Genomic DNA, 22,783 nt, shown 5'->3' with positions numbered 1-22,783 from the left:
TGTTAATTCATAGTTAAAAAAGTAGATTTAATATGTTTTATATTAATAATTACTATCTCAATTTTCATTTTATTTTGTAATCATTGGACTACAGATTAATAATAATAATTTGTAAAGATTTGGTTATTTTATCGATGAATTTTGCAAACAAAATCATTTCATCGTGTAATTTAAGAGTTCACGTAGTTTTTAGTTTATTATAGAAATAATGGCTTAATTTTATATAAATTTTAAGCCTTAGTCCTATGAAAAATCTAATAAACATATTTTGTTTAGCATGTCTTATTTGTTCATGCCATACGATTATTGCACAAGAATCGGCGAGTGCAGATAATTTACAAGAAAAACCGGAAGATTATAAAAAACGTAGTCCTATTTATGACTATTCGGAAAAACAACTAAATAATACAGATACGATACCAGACTTTGTATCTAAGCGTAATAAATTAAAAATTGAAGGCACTATTTATGAAAGCGATGGTGTAACACCTGCAAAAAATGTACTTCTCTTTATACACCAAGCAGATGAGGATGGGAATTTTGAATTAAAAAAATATAACAAAAAACGTTATGTACATCACAGAGGTTGGGTAAAAACTGATGCTGACGGACATTATACATTTTACACTTTTGTTCCTGGTAAATACATATATGGAAATGAACTTAAGCAGATACTTCCAATTATTAAAGAGCCTGGAAAACCTGAGTATAAAATTGAAACATTCCTTTTTGATGACGATCCTTTATTAAGCAATAAACGTTCTAAAGTAAAACGAGAAGACGTTGGTGATAGAATTCTTAAACTAGATAAAAAAGAAGGTCTATTTGTTGCTAAAAGAGATATTATATTAGGTAAAGAGGTAGAATCTTACTAAATAATTTGTTTTAAGTTTGGTTTTTTTCTAAAACCCAAGCTGGTTTTTAAATCACATTTATTAATGATTAATATTAAATCATTAATAAATGTTTTTTTTTGCCTATAGATTGCAATGCAGCCTTAAAAAATTCGAGAAGATATTTTTCAATTTAACAACCCCTCTTTCGTTAAACCTATTGCCTCCAAACCTTCTTGTTCGAAAAAAGCATCGACTACCACTTTTTTTTGAGCTAAATATTGAGCTTCGGGTGAAAGTTTGTGTTTTATAACTTTTTTTATTTTCAGAAAACGCTGTTTATAAGCTTCTTTTTTGTCTGGATCGGCTGCATTTATAAATAGTTCAATAGATGACATTATACCCAATAGAAGCCCTTCTAAAGTAATAATTTCTTCTTCTCGCCAGTGCTTTAAATCAGCTCTGTTTAAAGCATAAGCAGGTATGGAGGCTTGCCCCATAGGACTTGGGTTACCTTGGTCATCTAATTTAGCCATTACTAATCCATCGGTTTGAAACTCTAAATGTTCGGATGGATCTTCTTTGCATGGATCTATTAAAAGTCTGTGGGATTCCTCATCATTAACAATCTGGTGGTGGTGCCGAATTCGATTTCCATTGTTAACAGGAAAACGGTTTTTTTTACCCACAGGAACAGGCTCTACCGCATCAGGGATTTCTTGTTTGGTCTTTCTGTTACATAATGGGCAGGACCAAAGTAAGTTATCCCAATCGGCTCCAAGCCAATAATACCCTGGATATATTAGTGTTTCATCTTTTTGATTTGTGAATGGGTTTATAGCTGCTTTTGGCCTAAAATGCTCAATATCTGGAGGTGTTACATGAGTAAAATCACTTTCACAATATGCACATTTGTTATTAAAAACTGCTTTTAACTTCTTTTTTAATGCATCATCTTTATAAACGCCAAACTTTAAATTTTTCTCGGTTGTTAACTTTTTGTCATTATTAAAGTTAGCCTCATCAGCAAAAAAGGCGATAGCCTTTAAGGTTTCAGTCTCAGCTTTCGAGAATTTACCATTGGTAGATAATCGATCGAAAATATTTTCAAAATGGGGTAGTGCTCCGTCTATTAAAAGCTTTAATTTGTCGCGTAATGCGGTGTCTTTTGCGGCATTTCTATCGAGTGTACTATTTTTAGTAGTGTAAATAGGGATATCTGGTTGCTCTGGACGCTCTATTTTTATCATCTTTTCTTTATTATTAGCTTTCCCATAGTTTTTTTACTTCGTCTAAAGTTTCTTTTTTCAAGTCTTTTAGATTTGGTCGTGATTTACCTGTTTTGTAATCGGCAATTTTTTGTTCTATAATTTCAAAACCAAGCATTTCCCTCATATCTTCTCCCAGCATAGCTTCTAATCTTTGTTCTCCTGTTACAGGGTCTTCTTTTATATCATCTTTTAAGATGTCTTTTAGCTCTTCAAATCGGTCATTTTCATCTATAGTCATTTTTCTAAGTCCTTGTAAATGATAAAACTCACTATAGAGTTTTTCTAACTCAGGATCCATAGTTGTGTAAAGCCCAAATACCGAAGTTAATAATTGTCCCACACGCATGCGTTTTGGAGATGGTAAGTCGGTTATGATTTCAATATTTTTGCTTTCATCTAAATTCATTAGGATAACTTCGCCTTCTTCTAAGCCTCGAAGACAAAGAGGCTCATGCGTAGCAATAATGAAATTTATTCCAGGAAATGTTTTTCGTAATGCATTTATTATACGCATCTTCCAACGCGGATGTAAATGAACTCCTATTTCATCTACCAAGACGATGCCTTGAGCATTGAAAATTGACGGCCAAATTTGACCAAAGCCCATCATAATATCTAAGCCTAAAGCTAATATAGCCTTGTATCCTGCACTTAAATCATCTAATGGAATCCCCTTTTTGTTAGGGTATAATTGCAAACAAACGATGGGATTACCTTTCTCGTCCTTATCTGGGTAAAAATATTGATCTTCGTTTAAAGACAATAAGTCGCTAAGACTTTTAGCAATTTCTGGAAATAACTTTTCGTCGTTTATTTTTTCTATTAGCCATTTGTTACCATTGAGTAATAAAACGAGTGGGTCGAATAAATTTTCAATAAACAGAAAGTCTTTTTCGTGTAAATTATCAGGGTCTTTCGAAAAAAGCCTTGTTGATCCGTATGATCTCACTATAAGTTGTGGTGCTTTGGGGGTTATACTAAAACTATTAGAAGATTTAGAGATGTTTAGTGTAATTGGTGTTTTACGATCGTTTAAATAAACTTTAACCCAACCACTGTCTTCATTTGTATTTCTGTTTACAAATTTTGAAGCATTTAAATTGAGTCGATTAAGTCGTTCTTCTCCAGCTAAAGTTAAAGCGATAGCTTGTAGTACGGTACTTTTTCCTGTGCCATTCTCTCCCAAAAGTGCCATCCAGGGTTCTTTAAAATCTTTAATTTTATTAGTAGTATCGGTACTTGAGAATTCGAGTTCTAAATCTTCAATAATTTTAAAGTTCTTGATTTTTACTTTAGTTATCCATCTACTTTGTCCAAAATACTCATTCTTAGCACCTTCGTTCATCTTATCAAGCGAGTATGCTTTTCTAGCAGGTTCTTTTACAGAAGTTATTTGAGCCTGAGTTGTTGTCCTTTTTTTAGACTTAAATACGCGTTTTTTTTCATAAAAAGGTAAATAGTCTGGCAAATACCCTTTTTTTGCTTCTGTAAGTGGAACCCAATAATTAGCCCATTTACATGCTAAAAATGGACTGTCTGGACTTATAAGACGGTCTATACGTTTCATATCATAACCTGTACTCTTTTTGTCCTGCGAGGCTTGATAAAAGGGACCAGTTTTTATGGCAGCATCTAGAGCCCTCAACTCTTTTTTCCTAGCAATAAGTAACTCTTCTCTATTTAATCCCAATATTTTTATGGTGCTATTTCCTCTTTCTGTTAATGGAATAGCGCGTTCTTTTTCGTAACCTATATGCTGTTCTATAAAATCTTCATATTGGCATGGGTCAAGTAATAGGGGGTCTTCAACAGAAAGGTCTCCCATAATAGCTGCTCGTAGCCCTTTAACCGGAAAGTTATTACGTTTATAGCGCTGATTGCAAACTTGACAAGACAGATACAGGTTATTCCATTCGTAAGCCAGCCACCAATAGTGATCGGGATCAAATGATCCATCGGTATTCATCGCACCCGATTTAGGTCGAAATAAATCGATATCACCAAAATCATTAGCTCCTATAGAACTTTCGCAGTAAGCACATTTTCCATTAAATAAATGTTTCACAGCTTCTTTAATTTTTGAGTTTGTTAGAATAGACGAAAACCGATAACGTTTAAATTTACTACCATAGTCTTCTTCTAAATGAAAACGTTTCATCTTTTCAAATTCTTCAACCATTTTTGTTGATTCAAAAATTGCTGGCTTTTCAATCTGGGTACGATTTACATAAATCATAGTTTTGGGTTTTAATTACGCGATAAATAATTAAATGTGTTTTCTCTGGCTATAAGATCAAAACTTTCTTCACTTATGGCTGCTTTTGTTTCTACAAACAGATCTTTGTCAGAATTATGATTGCGTACTACATAAAAATCTGTGCCGTAAAGGATATGACTACGCAACCTGTTTCTTCCTTTTAAATGGGATGCTTTTTTGTTAGGTGAAGGTTCAGCTTCATAGTTTTTATATTGTTCTTCATAATCTTTGCCTTTTTGTAGGGTAAGATTAAGAAGCGGATAAATAGATGGTTTACTAATAATATAGCTTAAATCTGCATACATGTTTTCATATTGCATAAGCATACTTGTAATAATTGCGTACCAATCGGTGTCATGCCATAGGCTATTAATCTTGCTTTCAGAAAACTTACCTTCACTATTTTTCATAAATATAATGCCTTCATCTGGTTTTTTTATAATACTACGACTGTAAACATCACGATCGGATTCTAAGAACTTGGTCCATGCTTCTTCACCACCATAATGTGCTAAACAAATTTTTAAATTATTTAGATTGTAGGCTAGAGGGGTAGCATCATCTTTATATCCAAAAAGCTCCCTTGTTGCATCTTTTTTAGCACCTTTAAGGACTTCTTTTAACAAACCTTCTTCATATACACACAAATAATTCATTGGATGGGTGAAATTGAATTGCATGTCCACGTTTTTTGTTTGAGGAAGTAACATAGGTTCTGCAAGATGACTTCTTTTATCTCTATAGTGTTGTTTGAAAACCGGATGATAATTCCATGATTTTTGTTTTCGGCCGCGATAATAAATGACACCAATAACGCAATGTGTCATTATTGGAATGTTATTTTCTGATGCATATCTCCAAATAGGCAATAAGTGCTCATCAAATACATAATAACCCAGAGCAGGATATATTTTAAATCCGCTAAATTCGCGTTCTTCTATATAGGTTTTTACGAAGCAAGGTTTAAGTTTCATTCTGTTATTAACCAGTTCGTAATCGAAAAAAGCAGTTCCTTCTTTTTCTACACGTCTTGGGTCTACAAACAAGAAAGGATGATATTGTTCTGCAGAGCCTGATTCTCTTCTTGTTTTAACAAATTCCCACAGTTCCCTCATTTGATACTTATAGGTGTCCCCAAAATCAGAATGATCCCAGCCATCTTTTAATTTTTCATCTTTACTTTTAAGTAAATCCCGTCTTAGCTTTGTTTTGCCAGCACCCATATATTCCATATCCATAGGAAGAATAATCATTTCCGATCCTGGAGGGAGTTGATGTAATGCGCGTTGTGCGACATCTTTTTGAGATCCGTATAAAGCAAAGCGGCCCATAAGTAAATAGCGCTCCAAAAGTTCCATTCCTTTTGAGCTTGCTATTTTATTAAAAAAAGGGAAGAGGCTTTTTATTACAAACCAAATAGCCCTACGGCTCCAGTTAATAAAAATAACAACCGTAGTAACCCAAAGGAGCTTTATCCATTCGTTTAGTTCGAAATACAGATGGTATTTTGCCAATTCATCTTTTACATCTTTAATGATTTTAGATGTATCTGGATTCAAACCTATTATCCCAGCTAACCATTCCACGGCATATATGGTCGCAACAAGAGATAGCCAGAATATAATAAGCCTATATGGTATATATAAATAGACTCTGCTTTTAATATTGTAATATAAACGAGTATGTGTACGCTTTTTACGGCGTCTTTTATAAAGCGCATCCCAGCCTTTATCAGTAGTACTTTTATTGGGGAATTTTAATCCGTGTTTATAACGATAATAACGTTTGGCTAGTCCAACAATCCATTGCGTGTGTATTAGAAAATACAATGGCCATGGTACAATGGTTTTTGCAAGAAAAGGCGGTACAAATTGGCTGGTAAAAACATGTGTATGGGCATTTATAATTTTTTTAGACATAATATAATCTGTTTCTAAATTACTTTAATTGCTAATACTTTAAATAGCTAACAACTAGTAAACAATTGATTAAATCAATCGAAAAAATTATAGGGAAGAATTATTGAATATAAATATACAATCTTTTATTTGATAACCAAAAGTCTGTAAATCATATAGATATAGAAAGACGTACTCTTCAATTTTTTTGCTTAATTTTAATTTTTTCATATCTTAGGGGAAATATAAATTACTTACCTCAATTTATCTTTTTAACTTCATTGCTATGGTATTAACAGATACCATTCCTAATGAAAAGTCTGATTTTTAAACTAGTAGTATTCTTTTTTTGTCTTCCTTCTGGTGGAATTCTTTTACTTAAATCTTTTGGTTATTCTCAAATGTACCATTCTGTTTATTTGTTATTTATTCCCTCAATTATACTGTTGCTAGGTGTCCTTTTATTTTCATATTTTAAGAGTAAAGAGGTATTCAAACTTATTTTAGTAGGCGCCATAGGAGGACTTATAGGAACCTTTGGCTACGATTTAATTCGTGTTCCATTTATGCTTATGGGGAGCCGCATATTTGCTCCTATAAATATGTATGGTGTTTGGTTAACAGATGCAACTATTGGCAATGCATATACAGACACAATTGGCTGGATTTACCATTTTTCAAATGGTATCACTTTCGGAATTATGTATGCCCTATTTATGAGAGGAAGAAGCTTTTGGTGGGCAATAGCCTATGCTTTGTTGTTAGAAACTATTTTTGTTGTGTCTCCATTTGGAGCATTATTTGGGCTAACTTCTAAGCCGTTATCGCTAGTGGCGGCATACATTGGACATGTAGCGTATGGCTACCCTTTGGGTAAATTAGTTCAAAATTTCGATGTAACGATAACCAATTTAAAATTCTTTAAAAAAGGACTGTTACGCTTTACAGGAGTTCTTTGTATATCTGTTATAGTTTTAACAGTCTATACGAATTCTAATGCTGTATACGATTCCCAAATTGTGATTTCCAATGACCAATTAAATCCACATATTATAAGAATTAACAGCGGAGATTCTATTCCTATTAAAAATAAGAGAACTGGAAGCAATGCTACTGTAATAATTGGAGATGAAGTATTGAAATTACTGCCAAATCAAGATTTGATAAAGCAAATTTCTAAACCTGGTATACATCAGGTGAGACTAAAAAACGATCAAACAATTAAAAGCATTTTTATACTTAGCGAACCTGTCGAGAAGTTTAATCAATAACTCTAGAAAAATGGAATTTATTTACAACAAACCCGCGTTACGTTCAATTATCAAGAACGTTATTTACTATTTTCTTTTAGGGCTGACTTTCAACATTTTGGCCTTTTTAATAATATGGATATTAAGCAAATGGGAATTTAAGACATTGTACTATAATCCGTTCCTAAGGCCATTTAACGGTCTTTGGGTATGGATAATTATAGGTGGTATTGTTGGTTGGCTTAGAAGGAACAGATCGATGCAGTTAACAATAAAAAGATGGGGTAGGAGCTTGTTGTATATTTTTATATTCGGTTCTTTTATCGCATCATTGCAGTTGTACTATGTGCATCGTAAAAGTGGGGGTTGGAATGGATTAAGAGGTACCGAATGCGTTCATGAATACCAATCTTTTTTCTTAATTAAAAATAGGCAGCATTTTAAGTATCTGGACGAATGCTTGGTACAATTAAAGCGGCAAAAAGATAATTCGTATCAACCAAAGGTATATAACTACAACTATATCGAAGATTATAAAGGACACTTGATCGACTATGATATTATTACTCCAAAGCTTGTTTGGGGAATAATTATCTTTATAATCATTTCAATAATCGAAATGCTAAGACGGTATGGGCCGGTTAAAATTTACAAAGCCGGAAACAGGTATCTTAAGTTTTGGCAAGACGGTTTTTCGTCTTATAATAAAAGCCAGATGGAATTGGTTCTTTTGGGGGCATCAGTCTATCTAATTATACTTTATGCCTTGCCAAAAATAAATGGTCTGCCCAATAGTACGCTGGAAATCTTTGTCTTACTAGGTATTTTAATGTTAGCGTTTCGAATTGTTATTAGAAGTGCTGGAAAAAACTTATTTGCAAATAAAAGTTTTAAAGAGTGGTTCTTTATTTTCTTAGGGATACTAATAGCATGTGCTTTGCTTCTTATTTCAGGAAATAGGATATTTTATATACTGTTAGTGCTTAGCATAGTAGCTTATATATACACTTCAAAATTATTAGACTTTAAATTTTTCAAGGCTACGGCTGTCATTCTCTTGTTATTTAATTTTGACAACCTTTTTGCCCTAGACGATGGGACATGGTCTGAAGGTGGTCTGGAAAATATGCTAAATGATACACATGGTACCGATGGTACTGGGCAAACTGTAGAAAACGGACGGGAGGCCGGATTAATTACAGATACGGCACTAGAAGATGATGAAGACTCTGTATTTATAGATCCAACAGATGGAGACAATACTACCGAAGGACAAGAAAATGATACTGAAACAGGAGAAGAAGAAAATAACGATGAATTAGATTGGGATGAAGAGGATAACACCAATGAAGAAGAAAATGAAGACATGGGTGAAAATGACAATGAAAATGGAGATGATGATGATAGACCAATTATAGATAGACCATTAGGTGAAGAATATTAAATTAAAAACTATGCTATTTATAAGAATATTATTCATTTTGGTAATTATTTTGTCCAGTTATAATGGGGAAGCCCAAATGGATTATGCTGCTTCATGGAAAATGGTAAATACTGAAGTTTCTACAACATCAGATTCTATTGATGTTGCAATTCTGATTCGTGCCAATCAAATGCAATTGCGATTGATTAAACAAAAGATTACGTACAAAGGAACTGTAGAGCAAGATGGAAGTTTTGAATTAAGTTATGTGTATCCATCAATAGATAAAGTCCCTGATGTGCGTAATGCAGAAAACCCTAGAGATCCAAGAATTTTAGAATTATATACAAAAGAAGACAACGCGATAATTTTTAGCGGTATTTTTAATCCGACGGGAAATTCTACTTTACAGAATATTGTTCCACAATTCGATTTAGAGTCCCTAACAAGAAAAGAAGAGGATATTACACATAATTATGAATTAATTCCGAGGCCGACCATACGTATTTATGACCAATTTGATAAGTTGGCAGATGTTTCGACAAGTTTTTCCAATCCATTTCCAGATATTATTATCGACCCAAATTCCGTTCAGGTCAATGTATCAAACAACATAGCATCTATTTCGCTAGAAGCAGAAATTGAGGACGCCTTGGCAAATATTGTAAACGGATTGGCAGATATTGATAAGATTTTGGTTGAATATATTGATCCTTCTAAAGAGGATTACCTTATTTCCAGAGAAGTAAATTTTAGTAGAACGGAAGGAGAAAGGACAAAGTGGAAACCCTATGCTCATAAACTCAATACCTCTGTAAGTAATATTAACATTCCTCTTATTGGGAATCAAACTAATCTGAATTTGGTTTGTACCAATGTGCTTGGTAATAAGAGTACAGCGTCTGTTATTATTGAAGCTAATACCGTTACTACAGACAGTATAACTGAAATGGCAGATTCATACAATTTTAAAAGTTTTAGTATTGAAAATGCTGATAACGTAGGCTTTTTCAATCCAATTCAAGTTAGACTTACAAAACCAGATTATATTCAAACAATCTCAGGTGATAATGTTGCTGGCCAAACAATCACATATAATGGATCTGAATTAGAAATGGTTCCTGATAGTGATGAAAATAGGCCTAACAATTTCAGGCTATCTACACCCTTAGTTGGATTAGCCAATATTCCGGAATCGTTAAGTGGAGCTGATAATTTAGTTGATGTACTGGTAACCAATAACAATATAGAAGTCAATCATGATACAGCAAAAAAAGACCTATCTTGGAACTATACGGCACATAGTCCTGCCAACGTTTATACCTATGTTCTTGGATTAACCTATTCTCATCATATTTTCGATGAAGAGCTATTAGAAAAATATGAATTAGTTCCAAATGCGACTTTTCGTGTTATTGATGAAAATAATAAAGATCTGGGTTTTAACAATATTACCATAAACCAGAACCTTTATGGTGCTAATCAAAAATTAATAGGATATGCGCTTAAAATACATATTCCTTATTTATCACCATTACTAGGGCGTACATGCTATGTTGAATTTCAATTACGCGATAAAAAAACAAAATGGCGAGCTAAACGAAAACTTGGTCCGTTCAAGATTGGTAATTTAAAAACGGTTATTGTAGGTGTTGATGGATTTGCATATAAAAGTGCTAATGTAGTGGTAAACGATAGGAGATCAAAAGGGTTTTCCGTTGCTTTTCAAACAGATGAAAACGATGGAGGCATCAAGGAAAAAGTCCTGTCAGCGATTCCTACCGTAACCTGGTGCAATTGGACAGGGATATACAGTGGTCAACCACCGGGTCGGCACGGTATAAATGGAAATTCTTACTTAGGGTTTAACTCTGTACGAAAAGCAATGTTAACAATTAATGCCAATGCTGTATGTATTGGTTTCAATAACAAGGCACATAGAAACTCAGAAAGTTTATTCGATAAATTAGTACAAGACTATCCCATTAATTTGCGTATTAGAAATAAATTAAGAGGCTATTCTTTATTTCCATGGTATGCAAAGTACACAAACAATTCGGTAGAAGTAACATCCATTCGTTATCCAAAATCGGTATGGCAGGAAATAAAGGCTTTAGACAAATATGCTGTTAAAAGTGCCCATCACCTGATACATCATAACCCTGTAGCAGCAGACAGGTTGGATTTTGAGACCTATCGTACTTTTAATCATAATGTTTCGTCAAGAATGCAAGTCAATTCTAAAAACCCAATAGATATTGCAGCCATGTATTTTCCCGGACCCGATAATGTTGGTCATTATTTAGGAGATAAAAGGCCTGCAGGATTTAATCCCCCTTATAATCACAAAGACATTAATAATGTCACTTATCGGCTTGGCCCCCAAACTCCAGAGGTTGATAGCCCTTTATTGGCCATCGAAGACCATGCATTACAAGTTACGGACTACTATTTGCATAAAAATGTACAGGATCTATCATTAAAAGGTCTTTTATATGGTACATTGTTTGTGTTGGTGGCAGATCATGGGCTCCATGCCTATCAAAATGATAGCCAAAACATTTTCAATATATTTTCTAATGATATCTTCGAAGTCATTGAGGAAAAACTATATAAAGCACCAATATTTAACGGCTCATTTGCAGGCAGGCAAGTTCGTATAGAAAAAACAGTTACGAATATGGGGGGTAGTTCTAAATCTTTTGTATCAGTTAAAAGCTTTACTGATATACTTGAATTAATCGAAGAAGACAGAAAACAACCAATTATTCAATTAACAGGTATAGAAGTTAAAACCAACGCTGGCAATTGGATCAGGTTAAGTGAATCTAATGGATCTACAACTCCTAATGGACCAATAAGCGTTTATGATCTCTATCGATTTGCAAGAACAAATAAAATAACCTATTCACCAAACGGCGGCATGGCGCATTTATATATTAGATCCCGTAAAAAAGTTATTGATAATCAATTAATAAAAGAGGCTGCCAAGATTCTGTATGCCGCTTCAACTGGAGAAAATGGCATAACGTTCAAAAACAATAAATTAGTTCCTAAAAATAACCCTGTTATAAACAGAATCGATGGAGGTGCATTTGGAAAAGTCCCAGCTATATTTATTAAAGCGACCAATAGAGGGGATGAAGAAGGCCGATTAAGGTCACAATACAGATGGGTAAAATCCGCTAGTTTGGCCAATGATCAACTAGTACTAGGAAGCATTGATGAATTTTTACAAGCTAGTGGGTTAAGTAATAAGTGGCCAGACTTTAAAGAAAGAATAAAAGAAATGAATGACACCAGAAGCAACGGGAGATCAGGCGATATAGTTGTTCTTACTGATGGTGCCATGGGGTATTTAACAGTGAATAAAGGAGACGAGTACAACGGTTGGCATGGTGGCGCAACAAAATCTGAATCTTTCATCCCTATGTTTATTAATATCCCTGGAGAAGTGGTAGACGAATCTTTTATAAAAAATGGTTTCCAAAAAGCAAAAGCTGCCTGGAAAAGAGAATCGCCTAATTCCCAATATATGCGCAACTGGAATCTAACCGAAGTATTGAAATATATTTATAACGAAATCCCACGTAACTAATGGCATAGTTCCATTTGGTGTTGAAGCAGGACATTGAATGTTAAAAGTCTCTATAGGAACTTCAGCGTTGTTAATTCTTCTTTAGTATTGACTAAGAATTTTGTAACTTAGTAATTGTTTAATTATCTGTTTAATGCGGTTTACTTATTTTTTTATTGGTGTTTTTATCATGACTTTCTCTTGTAAGTCATCAAAACCTGCTGCTACTCAGGCAGAAATTAATTTTTTAAATACTACCATAAAAAAACAAATGTTTCGTATTGAATCAATATGGGCTTATCCACAAGTAACTAATGCATTACAACAAGTGTATAATTCAGGATTAATGCAACCTGGCAGTAATGCAAGTGCCATTTCTTTAATAGGCAATACTAATTTCTTGACCATATCTGGCGATAGCATTTCGTCTTATTTGCCTTATTTTGGAGAAAGACAAATGCAGGTTGCTTATAATGGAGGAGATGGAGCCATACAATTTAGTGGCGTTTTAGAAGATTATAACACAATTCAAAATAAAGATAATAGTTATACGATCTCATTTAAAGCCAAAAGTAATTCAGAAAACTTTCAGGCGCTTATTAAGGTATATCCAAATTTAAACGTAAATATGTCATTAAACGGAAATTTTCGATTTCCGATTAGCTATTCAGGTAGTTTAGAGCCCGTCGTTGAGGATGAATCTAAATAATAACAACGTTTTTTCTAAATGAAACAGAATATAAAAACACATTATACATGTGTTTTAATATCTTACATAAAATGTAATTTATTTCTTATTGTTTTTTATGTATATTTAGCTGCTCTAAAAGTCTTACTTCCTACACCACATTTTTATTCAATTTTGTAAAATACCCAGAAATGGGGATGGGATGGTTTTTAAAAAAGAAGCAATTTTGAATCAAGTTAAGAGGCTTTAATTAAACGTATGTGCTAAATGTTTTTAATAAAAGACTTTACTGTAAATTAAAAAACTAAAACTAAATATTATGTCTTTACAATCTTATTTTACACTTTTTAAAAAGCCCCAAAATGAATTTAGAAATGCCAATGTTGATGGTGATGCTCCCAATAGTCCGCCCAGAGCCTTTTCACAATGGTTGGCTTTGTTTTTTGGAGTATTAATTCAACCATTTTTCTCCTTTTATAAGGAACATGGTACTATTAATAATTTAGGAGACGTGTACAGCAATTATTATTATATTATTTTTGGAATCATCATCGCCACAATAATTTTTCCGTCGGTATATCGACAAACATTTGATGCAAGTCGTCCAAAATTTCTACAAATAATACCAATCTTTACAGCTGGACTTGGATGGCAAACTATGGTAGATTCTCTTGTGAATGCGGCTACAGCTCAAAGTACTGAAGAAGCTATTGCTTTAATTCAAACGATTGTTGAACACATATCGTTTTTAGCGTAAAATTTAACAAAAAGGAATTCTTCTTATATAACAAGAGAATAGAACATATTATAAATACATTGGAGTAAGTGAAGAAAATAGTGAGAAGAAACAGAGTATATTCTCTGGTATTCTTAATAATATGAATAGATAATGCGCAAAATATTGCTGAAATATTAGCGACATTGGAGCGACCTGTTGATTTGTTTAAAAATCGGACTAAAGCTGAAGCAGAAAATAATACAGAAGAATTTAAAAAATATGATAAATTGATCAAGCTATATTATGAGGCACAAGAAAAAGTACTTTTAAAACCTTTTATAAAACCATCAAACCCATTTTAACTGTTGATGGAGCTATAGCTTACATTTCATTCATTGACAAAAATGATGATATTACGGGGAGTGCCAATAGATTTGGGAGCTGGATAGTTTCAGAAACCAGTCTTCCACTTAACCTAAATATTAAAGATTCTGATAATAATTATATCAACTTTTTTGTTCTTGGGCGATATGCCGATATAAAGTAACTTTTTCATATAATAACCAGATTGTAGAATGAATATTAAAATATTCTGTAATCATATATTCACACACTTCAAACTAATTGTTCAAAATAAGGTTAAACCTTTAGTGAACTAATTTAGTAACGCTTTTTCTTATCCATTATTCTCTAATACAATTTTTGAAGTTATAAGACTTAAGATGCTTTTCTTAAATAGGAATTTCATTTTTTTTCAGGTAAAAAACATAATTATTATAGGAAAAACCCTATAAATTATATAGGAAAAACACAGGTTAAAAACATGCAATAGGCCCTTGGAAGTTCTGGTAAAACATTAGAATTTTGTTTTCATAATAATACTAAATTATAGATTATGGCTAATGTAGAATTTCACAAATTTGATTATTCAGGAAGTGGTTTAGCAGTAGGAGGTGTACACGATTGGTGGCTTACACATTCTGATTACAGACGAATTAACCTAGTAAATGTACAGGTAAATGTTACGGCTCATCCATGGGTGTTTCTTCCACACTACTACGGTTTATTACCATCAGAACTCTCTGTAGAGAATGTACGCTCTCGTGTTTCAGAAGATGGTTTGGTTATGCACTTTAGAGTACGAAATACAGGATCAAATCCAGTTTTATATTATGGAGTTGGTGTAAGTTTTATTGATAATTAAAAACAATTCACATGAAAACAGGAACAAACATTTTAACAATATATGCCACTGAAAAAGGGAGTATAAAGGATTCGGTGATTCAAAAAAGCGGAAAAATAAGGGCCCATTTTATTGCTTCGCCAGAACTCACAAAAATAACGATGGAAAATCACCCATTTAGTCAAAAAATTGATAGAGATCAATTTAGTAAACTATGTGATGATTTTGTACTAAAAAGAGAAAGAAAAGGAGATGTATTAATTAAAAAACAAAGCAAATAGCCACTAAATATCTTAATCAAATAACAATAATCATGAAAACTAATTTTAAATTATTTATTAAATCAGCTTTTTTAGCTATTATAATTCAAAGCTGTTGCACACCAAGTACTACAATAGGAAGTGTAAACAATACATTAAGACCACAAGAAACGAACAATTGGTGTTGGGCTGCTGTTACACAAATGATTGCACAAAACGAAGGGCAATATGTAACGCAATGCGATTTAGCGAATCACCGATTTGGAAAAACAAACTGTTGTGATTTTCAAAATGCAGGTGTAAGCTGCCCAAAAACAAACGATTGTAACACGCCTGGTTGGTTGGAACTAGATTACGCTGGTGTTAACTTTTCAACATCCGACGTTGGATTATCTTTAAGTCAATTAAGAAAAAGTATTTATTGCTCAAAAGATGTATTAGGTTATGCATACGGTACATCAGGAGTTGTAGGTCATGTTGTAGCTGTTAAGGGATATGTTAGTGTAGGTGGTACAGATTATATTGTGTTAAATGATCCATGGTCTCCATGTAATGGATCTGAACGCTTAATAACCTATGATGAATATGTGGATCCTACAGGCTCAAGTACACATTGGAAAACATGGTATAAAACCAGTAAAAAATAATTGTTTAAATTTAATAAATCAACACATCATGAAAAGTTTAAAAATATACATAAGTTTATGTGCTATTGTAATGACAATCGCCATACATGCTCAAGAACAAATGGAGGGGATACAAGAGGTAACAAGAAAAGCTAAAGCAGATTTGGTTAAAGTATTAACCGAAACAGGAGATCAGTTTAATTTTGGTATAAAGGCGGACGACATAAAAAATTCACGCCACGCTTCTCCAATAAGTTATTATGAAATAAATTTTGATAATCTTTTAAATTACAATCAACAACCTATGGCGCATATGCTTGAGACTGAGGCGAAAAAAATAATCCCGTTAGTTACTGGGAGCTCAGTCGTTACAACTTTTAGTGTATCTAACGCTAAGCAAGGTGTTTATAAGATAACAGAGTTGATTAACCGTCAATACCATGATGAGTTGAATCGATTACCAGGAAGCATTAAAGAAGGTGATTTTAAAGGTCTAAAAATTATATATGTACCTAATTTAAATACAATATTATATCATATTGATGGTAAAAATTATACCTCTTACAAAGGCGGAAATTTAAGAGAACCTATTGAAGATGCGACACTATTACAATTGTTAAAGAGTGATGCTAATACCTTTAAGGCTAAATATGGTTCTCAACTTAAAGAAGGTAAATTGTTGAACTAATAATTGATTGATAAATTAATCATTTTAAAGGATCGTTTATCGGTCCTTTCTTCATTTATAAGCCTAAGTGTTTATGTAATTTATGTCTTAAATGCGTCTTAAATTTTAAATTAATTTAAAATAGTTTTGTAACACCATTGTTTTTTTACTGTCCAAAGTAATAATGAAAACAATAACTTTTATGTTTAATTTATTTAAAAAAGAAAAAGCAATGGGAAAATTAGAAGGAAAAATAGCAGTTATTACAGGTGGTACCAGTGGTATTGGTTTAGCAACAGCTCAAGAATTTATTAATAATGGTGCTAAAGTTGTTCTTTTTGGAAGAGGACAAGAAGCTTTAGATGCAGCTGTAAAACAATTAGGTTCTAATAGCTATGGAGTAAGAGGAGATATTACAAGTCAAGCTGATTTAGATAATTTATTTTCTGAAACTAAGTCTAAATTTGGTGGTATTGATACTTTATTCATTAATGTAGGGAAGGGAAAATTAGCTCCTGTAGCAGATACAGATGAAGCGTTTTTTGATGACATGATGGATGTTAACTTTAAAGGATCATACTTTACATTACAAAAAAGTATTAAAAACTTAAATCCGAAGGCATCTGTAATCATCACAACATCTTGGTTAAACGAAATAGGATTTGCAGGAAGTAGTTTATTAAGTGCAAGTAAAGCAGCTTTAAGATCATTAGTACGTGTTGCATCGGCAGAATTAGCAGAGCAAGGAATACGTGTAAATGCAGTAAGCCCTGGACCAATTGGAACACCATTTTGGGGTAAAATAGGTTTGCCAGATGATGTGCTTTCTGGAGCAGCAGAAGCAATTACAGCACAAACAGCATTAAAACGTTTTGGAAATCCAGAAGAGGTAGCAAAAGCTGTATCGTTTTTAGCTTCCGATGAATCTTCATATATTATTGGTGAAGAAATCCCTGTACACGGCGGTATTAACGCTATATAAATATTTACTTATATTAAAAGTCTCATTTTTAATATAATTAAAGTGAGACTTTTAAAATTACAATTACAATGAACAATCTTTTTCCGAATAATTACACAGATTTTGAAGACATTAAATTGGTTCAATTATCAGTTAAAGGAGACAAAAAAGCTTTGCAAGTGCTTATTGTACGTCATCAACTTTTTGTGTATAATTTGGCCCTTAAAATGGTGGGTAACATACAAGATGCCGAAGATTTAACACAAGAGGCTTTTATTAAAGTAATTACAGCATTGTCTAAATTTAAAGGGGAAAGTAAATTTACAACATGGTTATATAGAATTACGGTTAATCACTTTATAAATAGTAAAAAGCAGAGTTCTAAATTAAGGTTTGTTAGTTTTGAAAACTATTTTAATTCTATTGATAGTGTGCCTAGTTCTAATTTAAACGAACAAGAAGAAAAAGAACTTAAAGATACTATAGAAGAGATTAGAATTAATTGTACTACGGGTATGTTACTTTGTTTATCAAAAGAACAACGAATGATTTATATTTTAGGCGAAATGTTTGAAATGGAGCATAATCTTGGAGGAGAAATTTTAGGAATTACACCAGGTAATTTTAGAATAAAATTAATGAGAGCCCGTAAAGAGTTGTATAATTGGATGAATAATAAATGTGGGTTGGTTAATGTTAACAATCCCTGTAGGTGTTCAAAAAAAACAAGAGGCTATATTAACGAGGGAAAGGTAGACCCAGATAATTTAAAATTTAATACAAGGTATAAGTCTAAAATTAAAGCGTTATCAAAAAGTAAAGCGGTTACATTCTCTAATACAGTGGATGAACTAAATAAAAAAATATTTCAAAGTCATCCTGCGCAAACCCCTTTACAGTCATCAAAAATTATTAACGACATATTAAATAATGATTTAATAAAATCAATTTTAGAATTATAAAATAATTAAATTGAAATAGGTTTTATATCTCACAAAACAATATACTTAGCAAAAGTTTTATTTAATAGAATCGATATTAATTAAAGAGCTGATTTTTACTATAAGCCATTGATGAAAAGGAACATTTAATTTCTCTAAAATACCACTCATTTTCTTTTTTCTACTATTTAATGATAATAGCTACCAATACATTTGTAATATAATTTTTAAAAAATCATTTAATAAAAAATAGATTATGAGTAAAAGAGCATTAATTATAGGAGGAAGTAGTGGAATTGGAAAAGCTACAGCTGAAACATTACTTAAACAAGGTTGTGAAGTACATATTGTAGGAACTAACAATGCAAAATTAGATGCATTTAAAAATGAAGCTTCAGGAAATCTATACACACATCAAGTAGATATTACAGATACAAAACAAGTTGATGCTTTAAATGCAAAAATTGAAAGTTTAGACAATTTAGATTATTTAGTAAATGCTTCTGGTATTTTTGGGCCTAAACCATTTTTAGATCATACGACTACAGATTATGATTCTTATCAAGATTTAAACAGAGGTTTCTTTTTTATTACACAAGCTGCTGCAAAGAAAATGGTTACTACAAATGGTGGTGCTATTGTAAATGTAGGCTCTATGTGGGCAAAACAAGCTGTAAAAGCAACACCTTCAAGTGCATATTCTATGCAAAAAGCAGGGTTACATTCATTAACACAACATTTGGCAATGGAACTTGCCGATCATAAAATACGTGTCAATGCAGTATCTCCAGCAGTAGTTGAAACTCCTGTTTATGAAAGCGTTTTTGGTGGTAAACAAGAAGCACATGATGGATTACAAAATTTTCATGCTTTTCATCCAATAGGTCGTAATGGTAAAGCTCAAGATGTAGCTAATACTATTTCTTATTTATTATCAGATCAAGCGGCATGGGTAACAGGTGCCATTTGGGATACTGATGGGGGAGTTATGTCTGGTAGAAATTAATTCATTAAAAAGAAGAACTATGTACGACATGAATAACCTAAAGAAATTAGGTACCCTAGGAAAAAACGCAGAAAAAGCAATGAAAGCGTTTCAAGCATTAGACCTAGTTGCATTAGAAAATGGAGTTATCCCAAAAAAATATAAAGAATTAATTGCAGTTGCTGTAGCGCTTACTACACAATGTCCTTATTGTTTAGAAATACACAAAGAACAAGCAGTAAAAGTAGGTGCAACACAAGAAGAATTAGCTGAAACGACTTTTGTAGCAGCAGCTTTACGTGCTGGAGCAGCTGTAGTACACGGAAGCCATTTAATGGAAAAATAATGAAAAAAGAAAACCAATAACAATATTATAGTTGTTGCTAGTCTCTCAACATGCTTTGGTCTCACTTCTGCTTATCTTATAGATAATCAGGGTGAGACTTTTTTTAATGATTAGGCGTCGCATAACGGTTGCATGCTTACTAAAAATGCTATAGATTTAGGAGATAAATAGAGCTAAACCCATTAATAAAATGTCATATTATTTATAAAATAAGACTTATCTTGTGTTACATACTAGAAGCATATAAATGGATAAAAATAATTCGAAAATAGAGCAATACCATTTGCACAAAGCATATCCTGAAAAGCTTCAATTTCAAATTTATAATTTAAATTCATATAGAAAAAAAAGTGGAGAAAAAGCTGCCAAAGCTCATTCACATAGTTATTATCAAATCATTTGGTTTTTTAATGAAGGAGGCAAGCATATTGTAGACTTTAAAACTTATGATATAAAGAAAAACAATATTTTTTTTATTTCTAAAGGCAGTATACATGCTTTTGATAATAACCTTGATGTTGAAGGGTGGCTAATTCATTTTAATGAAAGCTTTTTTATGCACAATGATGTGGATATGTTTTTAAAATATAACATCTTTAGTTCACTTGAAAGCCCTTGCCATGTGATTGAACAAGAAACAATAGAAATAGCATCATCTTACATAAAATTAATGGAAAATGAAATGGAACGTAAACAGCTGTTTGGTTACGAAGATATTATTCGTTTTTCTCTAAAATCGTTTTTAATTATTTTAGAGCGCATGCATCAAGGAGATAAAAAGCGTATTAAATTTAATAACCATCATGAGCTGCTTTTTGCGAAATATAAAGAACTTGTGGATGAAAATTATGTCAAAAATTTAACCGTGAGTAATTATGCAGCTATTCTTAATATATCATCTAAAACATTAACCAACATAACAAAAGAAATTGTAGGTAAACCAGCTTCTGAAATCATTTCAGAACGTATTATTCTTGAAACTCAGCGTTTGCTAAAATTCACGAGTTTACAAATAAGTGAAATTGCCTATCGAGTAGGCTTTGATGATGCCTCATATTTTGTAAAATATTTTAAAAGGCATTTAGGCGTTTCTCCTAGTAGTTATAGAACAAATGTAGAATTGTAGTTTTTAATTTTAATGCTATAAATTATTAACTCAGACCGTATTATAAAAATAAGCCGATGATAAAAAATAAAGAAGCACAAGGCTATTGGTCAAACCGTTATAAAGAAGAGAGTACAGGGTGGGATATAGGTTATCCTTCCACACCCTTAAAAGAATACATAGATCAGCTTACCAATAAAAACAGTGCCATTTTAATACCTGGAGCCGGTAATGCTTATGAAGCTGCTTATTTGTACGAACAAGGTTTTAAAAATATATTTATCATGGATATTTCTCTAATTCCATTAGAGAATTTTCAAAAAAAATATCCTGATTTTCCAAAAGAAAACATATTGCACCAAGATTTTTTTGAGCATGAAGGGCAATACGATCTTGTATTAGAACAAACTTTTTTCTGTTCATTTCCACCCACTAGAGAAAATAGAATTAGTTATGCAAGCAAAATAAAGTCTTTACTAAAACCAAAAGGTAAATTGGTTGGTTTATGGTTTGATATACCTTTAACTGGAGATATGGAAAAACGCCCTTTTGGAGGAACGAAAGCATTATATTTAGAGATTTTTAGTTCGTATTTTAAGACTATATTTTTTGAGAAAGCATATAATTCTATTCCAGATAGAGCAGGTAATGAATTGTTTGGAATACTAAGCAATGCTGAATTCTAGGTTAAAACCCAAAGAATTCAGCTTTTTTTATGCTAGATTTTAAGATTACCAATGTCTTATTTGATTTTATTCTTTTCAAGAAATTTTAAAATAAGCTCTGCAACTTCTCTAGTTTTTTCTTCGGCAGCAAAATGACCAGCATCAAGTAAATGTAATTCAGCATTTGGTAAATCTCTTAAATAAGCCTTGGCTCCATTAGCATTAAATTTTAAATCTTTTGCACCCCAAACAATTAACGTTTTTGGTTGTGTTTCTTTTAACATTTTTTGCCAAGTAGGATAAGAAAGTAAATTGGTATAATAATCTTGAAACAATTGTACTTGAATATTTCTATCAGATTCAGATTCTAAAAAGCTTAGATCGTGTGTCCATGCATCTGGGCTTTGAATTTTATAATTTTCAGGAGCAATATCAAATAAATACTGCTTATTAATAATAACGTCTTTACTTGTAATAGAATACAAAAAATCAAGTTCTTTTTGTGATGTATCTTGTTGTGCATTTTTGAAAAACTCTTGTCGTTTAGGAGTCAAACCATCTAAATAAGCATTTGCATTTTGTACAATTAAAGCTTTTATTCTTTTAGGGTTTTTCATCATCATTCGGTAACCTACAGGCGCACCAAAATCTTGTATATACATAATATAATCATCTATATTAAGAGTTTCTAATAAGTCTTCAGTGTATGCTGCTAACAAATCAAAAGTATATTTTGTAGTATCAGGATTTGGATGATCGCTATAGCCAGAACCTAAATTGTCTGGTGCAATTATATGGTAATTATTAGCCAACATCGGGATTAAGTTTCTGTAACTATGTGATGAAGATGGATAACCATGCAATAATACAATTGTAGGCTTATTTAAATCGCCTGCTTCTCTATAAAATAATTTAACTCCGTTAATTTCCTTATAGTTGTAAGTTGTTGGAGGAGGTAAAAAATACTCCTTATTGCTTATATCATTGTTACATCCAACTATAACTAATAATACCTGTGTAATTATTAATAATTTCTTCATTATTTTTATTTATTAAGATAAATATGTGGTTCTTTTTAATTTTTAGCTGCAAACAAAGAAGAGAAACACATATTTAAAAAATAATTGAT

Annotated in this window: 20 protein-coding genes; 16 read left to right on the top strand and 4 right to left on the bottom strand. The window is 32.1% G+C overall.

Features of this window, described 5'->3' with window-relative positions:
• Positions 1-245 precede the first annotated feature (245 nt).
• Positions 246-875, top strand: coding sequence for a peptidase associated/transthyretin-like domain-containing protein (locus Q4Q35_RS16615; protein ID WP_303279145.1), 630 nt, complete (start codon positions 246-248; stop codon positions 873-875).
• 146 nt (positions 876-1,021) lie between these two features.
• Here the strand turns inward: Q4Q35_RS16615 and Q4Q35_RS16610 are convergent, their stop codons facing one another.
• The 3 genes from Q4Q35_RS16610 to Q4Q35_RS16600 are packed head-to-tail and all read right to left on the bottom strand — an operon-like array spanning position 1,022 to position 6,280.
• Positions 1,022-2,083 (bottom strand): HNH endonuclease family protein, encoded by a 1,062-nt coding sequence (locus tag Q4Q35_RS16610; protein ID WP_303279144.1) that lies wholly within the window; start codon positions 2,081-2,083, stop codon positions 1,022-1,024.
• Between the two features lie 13 nt (positions 2,084-2,096).
• Positions 2,097-4,340, bottom strand: a complete 2,244-nt coding sequence (locus Q4Q35_RS16605; RefSeq protein ID WP_303279143.1) for an AAA family ATPase — start codon at positions 4,338-4,340, stop codon at positions 2,097-2,099.
• A gap of 11 nt (positions 4,341-4,351) precedes the next feature.
• On the bottom strand, positions 4,352-6,280 hold the full coding sequence (locus Q4Q35_RS16600; protein WP_303279142.1) for an amidohydrolase family protein: 1,929 nt from the start codon (positions 6,278-6,280) through the stop codon (positions 4,352-4,354).
• Between the two features lie 290 nt (positions 6,281-6,570).
• Between Q4Q35_RS16600 and Q4Q35_RS16595 the strand changes: the two genes are divergently transcribed.
• From Q4Q35_RS16595 to Q4Q35_RS16525, 15 genes are all read left to right on the top strand, one after another.
• On the top strand, positions 6,571-7,530 hold the full coding sequence (locus Q4Q35_RS16595) for a hypothetical protein (protein ID WP_303279141.1): 960 nt from the start codon (positions 6,571-6,573) through the stop codon (positions 7,528-7,530).
• 238 nt (positions 7,531-7,768) lie between these two features.
• Entirely contained in the window at positions 7,769-8,953 is a 1,185-nt protein-coding gene (locus Q4Q35_RS16590; RefSeq protein ID WP_303279140.1) for a hypothetical protein, read from the top strand.
• Between the two features lie 10 nt (positions 8,954-8,963).
• Entirely contained in the window at positions 8,964-12,530 is a 3,567-nt protein-coding gene (locus Q4Q35_RS16585; protein ID WP_303279139.1) for an alkaline phosphatase family protein, read from the top strand.
• Positions 12,531-12,663: 133 nt separating this feature from the next.
• A complete protein-coding gene (locus Q4Q35_RS16580) occupies positions 12,664-13,218 on the top strand; it encodes a DUF4251 domain-containing protein (RefSeq protein WP_303279138.1) in 555 nt (184 codons plus the stop codon).
• Positions 13,219-13,516: 298 nt separating this feature from the next.
• A complete protein-coding gene (locus Q4Q35_RS16575; RefSeq protein ID WP_303279137.1) occupies positions 13,517-13,954 on the top strand; it encodes a hypothetical protein in 438 nt (145 codons plus the stop codon).
• 856 nt (positions 13,955-14,810) lie between these two features.
• Positions 14,811-15,119 carry a hypothetical protein gene (locus Q4Q35_RS16570; RefSeq protein ID WP_303279136.1) on the top strand — a complete coding sequence of 103 codons (309 nt, stop codon included), beginning with the start codon at positions 14,811-14,813 and terminating at the stop codon, positions 15,117-15,119.
• An 11-nt stretch (positions 15,120-15,130) separates the two neighbouring features.
• Entirely contained in the window at positions 15,131-15,379 is a 249-nt protein-coding gene (locus Q4Q35_RS16565; protein ID WP_303279135.1) for a hypothetical protein, read from the top strand.
• 32 nt (positions 15,380-15,411) lie between these two features.
• On the top strand, positions 15,412-16,005 hold the full coding sequence (locus Q4Q35_RS16560; RefSeq protein ID WP_303279134.1) for a papain-like cysteine protease family protein: 594 nt from the start codon (positions 15,412-15,414) through the stop codon (positions 16,003-16,005).
• 28 nt (positions 16,006-16,033) lie between these two features.
• Positions 16,034-16,672: a hypothetical protein gene (locus tag Q4Q35_RS16555; protein ID WP_303279133.1), complete on the top strand. Its 639-nt coding sequence runs from the start codon at positions 16,034-16,036 to the stop codon at positions 16,670-16,672.
• 163 nt (positions 16,673-16,835) lie between these two features.
• Entirely contained in the window at positions 16,836-17,633 is a 798-nt protein-coding gene (locus Q4Q35_RS16550; RefSeq protein WP_303279132.1) for an SDR family oxidoreductase, read from the top strand.
• Positions 17,634-17,701: 68 nt separating this feature from the next.
• The gene (locus tag Q4Q35_RS16545; RefSeq protein ID WP_303279131.1) at positions 17,702-18,574 is read left to right on the top strand and encodes an RNA polymerase sigma factor; all 873 of its coding nucleotides are present in this window, start codon (positions 17,702-17,704) and stop codon (positions 18,572-18,574) included.
• 235 nt (positions 18,575-18,809) lie between these two features.
• Positions 18,810-19,559, top strand: coding sequence for an SDR family NAD(P)-dependent oxidoreductase (locus Q4Q35_RS16540; protein ID WP_303279130.1), 750 nt, complete (start codon positions 18,810-18,812; stop codon positions 19,557-19,559).
• Positions 19,560-19,578: 19 nt separating this feature from the next.
• The gene (locus Q4Q35_RS16535) at positions 19,579-19,884 is read left to right on the top strand and encodes a carboxymuconolactone decarboxylase family protein (RefSeq protein WP_303279129.1); all 306 of its coding nucleotides are present in this window, start codon (positions 19,579-19,581) and stop codon (positions 19,882-19,884) included.
• A 247-nt stretch (positions 19,885-20,131) separates the two neighbouring features.
• Positions 20,132-21,010 carry a helix-turn-helix domain-containing protein gene (locus Q4Q35_RS16530; RefSeq protein ID WP_303279128.1) on the top strand — a complete coding sequence of 293 codons (879 nt, stop codon included), beginning with the start codon at positions 20,132-20,134 and terminating at the stop codon, positions 21,008-21,010.
• A gap of 56 nt (positions 21,011-21,066) precedes the next feature.
• Positions 21,067-21,675, top strand: coding sequence for a methyltransferase domain-containing protein (locus tag Q4Q35_RS16525; RefSeq protein WP_303279127.1), 609 nt, complete (start codon positions 21,067-21,069; stop codon positions 21,673-21,675).
• 56 nt (positions 21,676-21,731) lie between these two features.
• On the opposite strand, the gene Q4Q35_RS16520 is transcribed toward Q4Q35_RS16525, so the two are convergent.
• Positions 21,732-22,694, bottom strand: a complete 963-nt coding sequence (locus tag Q4Q35_RS16520) for an alpha/beta fold hydrolase (protein ID WP_303279126.1) — start codon at positions 22,692-22,694, stop codon at positions 21,732-21,734.
• Positions 22,695-22,783: the final 89 nt, after the last annotated feature.

It is taken from the genome of Flavivirga aquimarina, from assembly GCF_030540835.1.
Classification (GTDB): Bacteria; Bacteroidota; Bacteroidia; order Flavobacteriales; family Flavobacteriaceae; genus Flavivirga; species Flavivirga aquimarina.
Note: the sequence above shows the minus strand (reverse complement) of the source record. Positions and strands in the feature narration are given on the sequence as shown.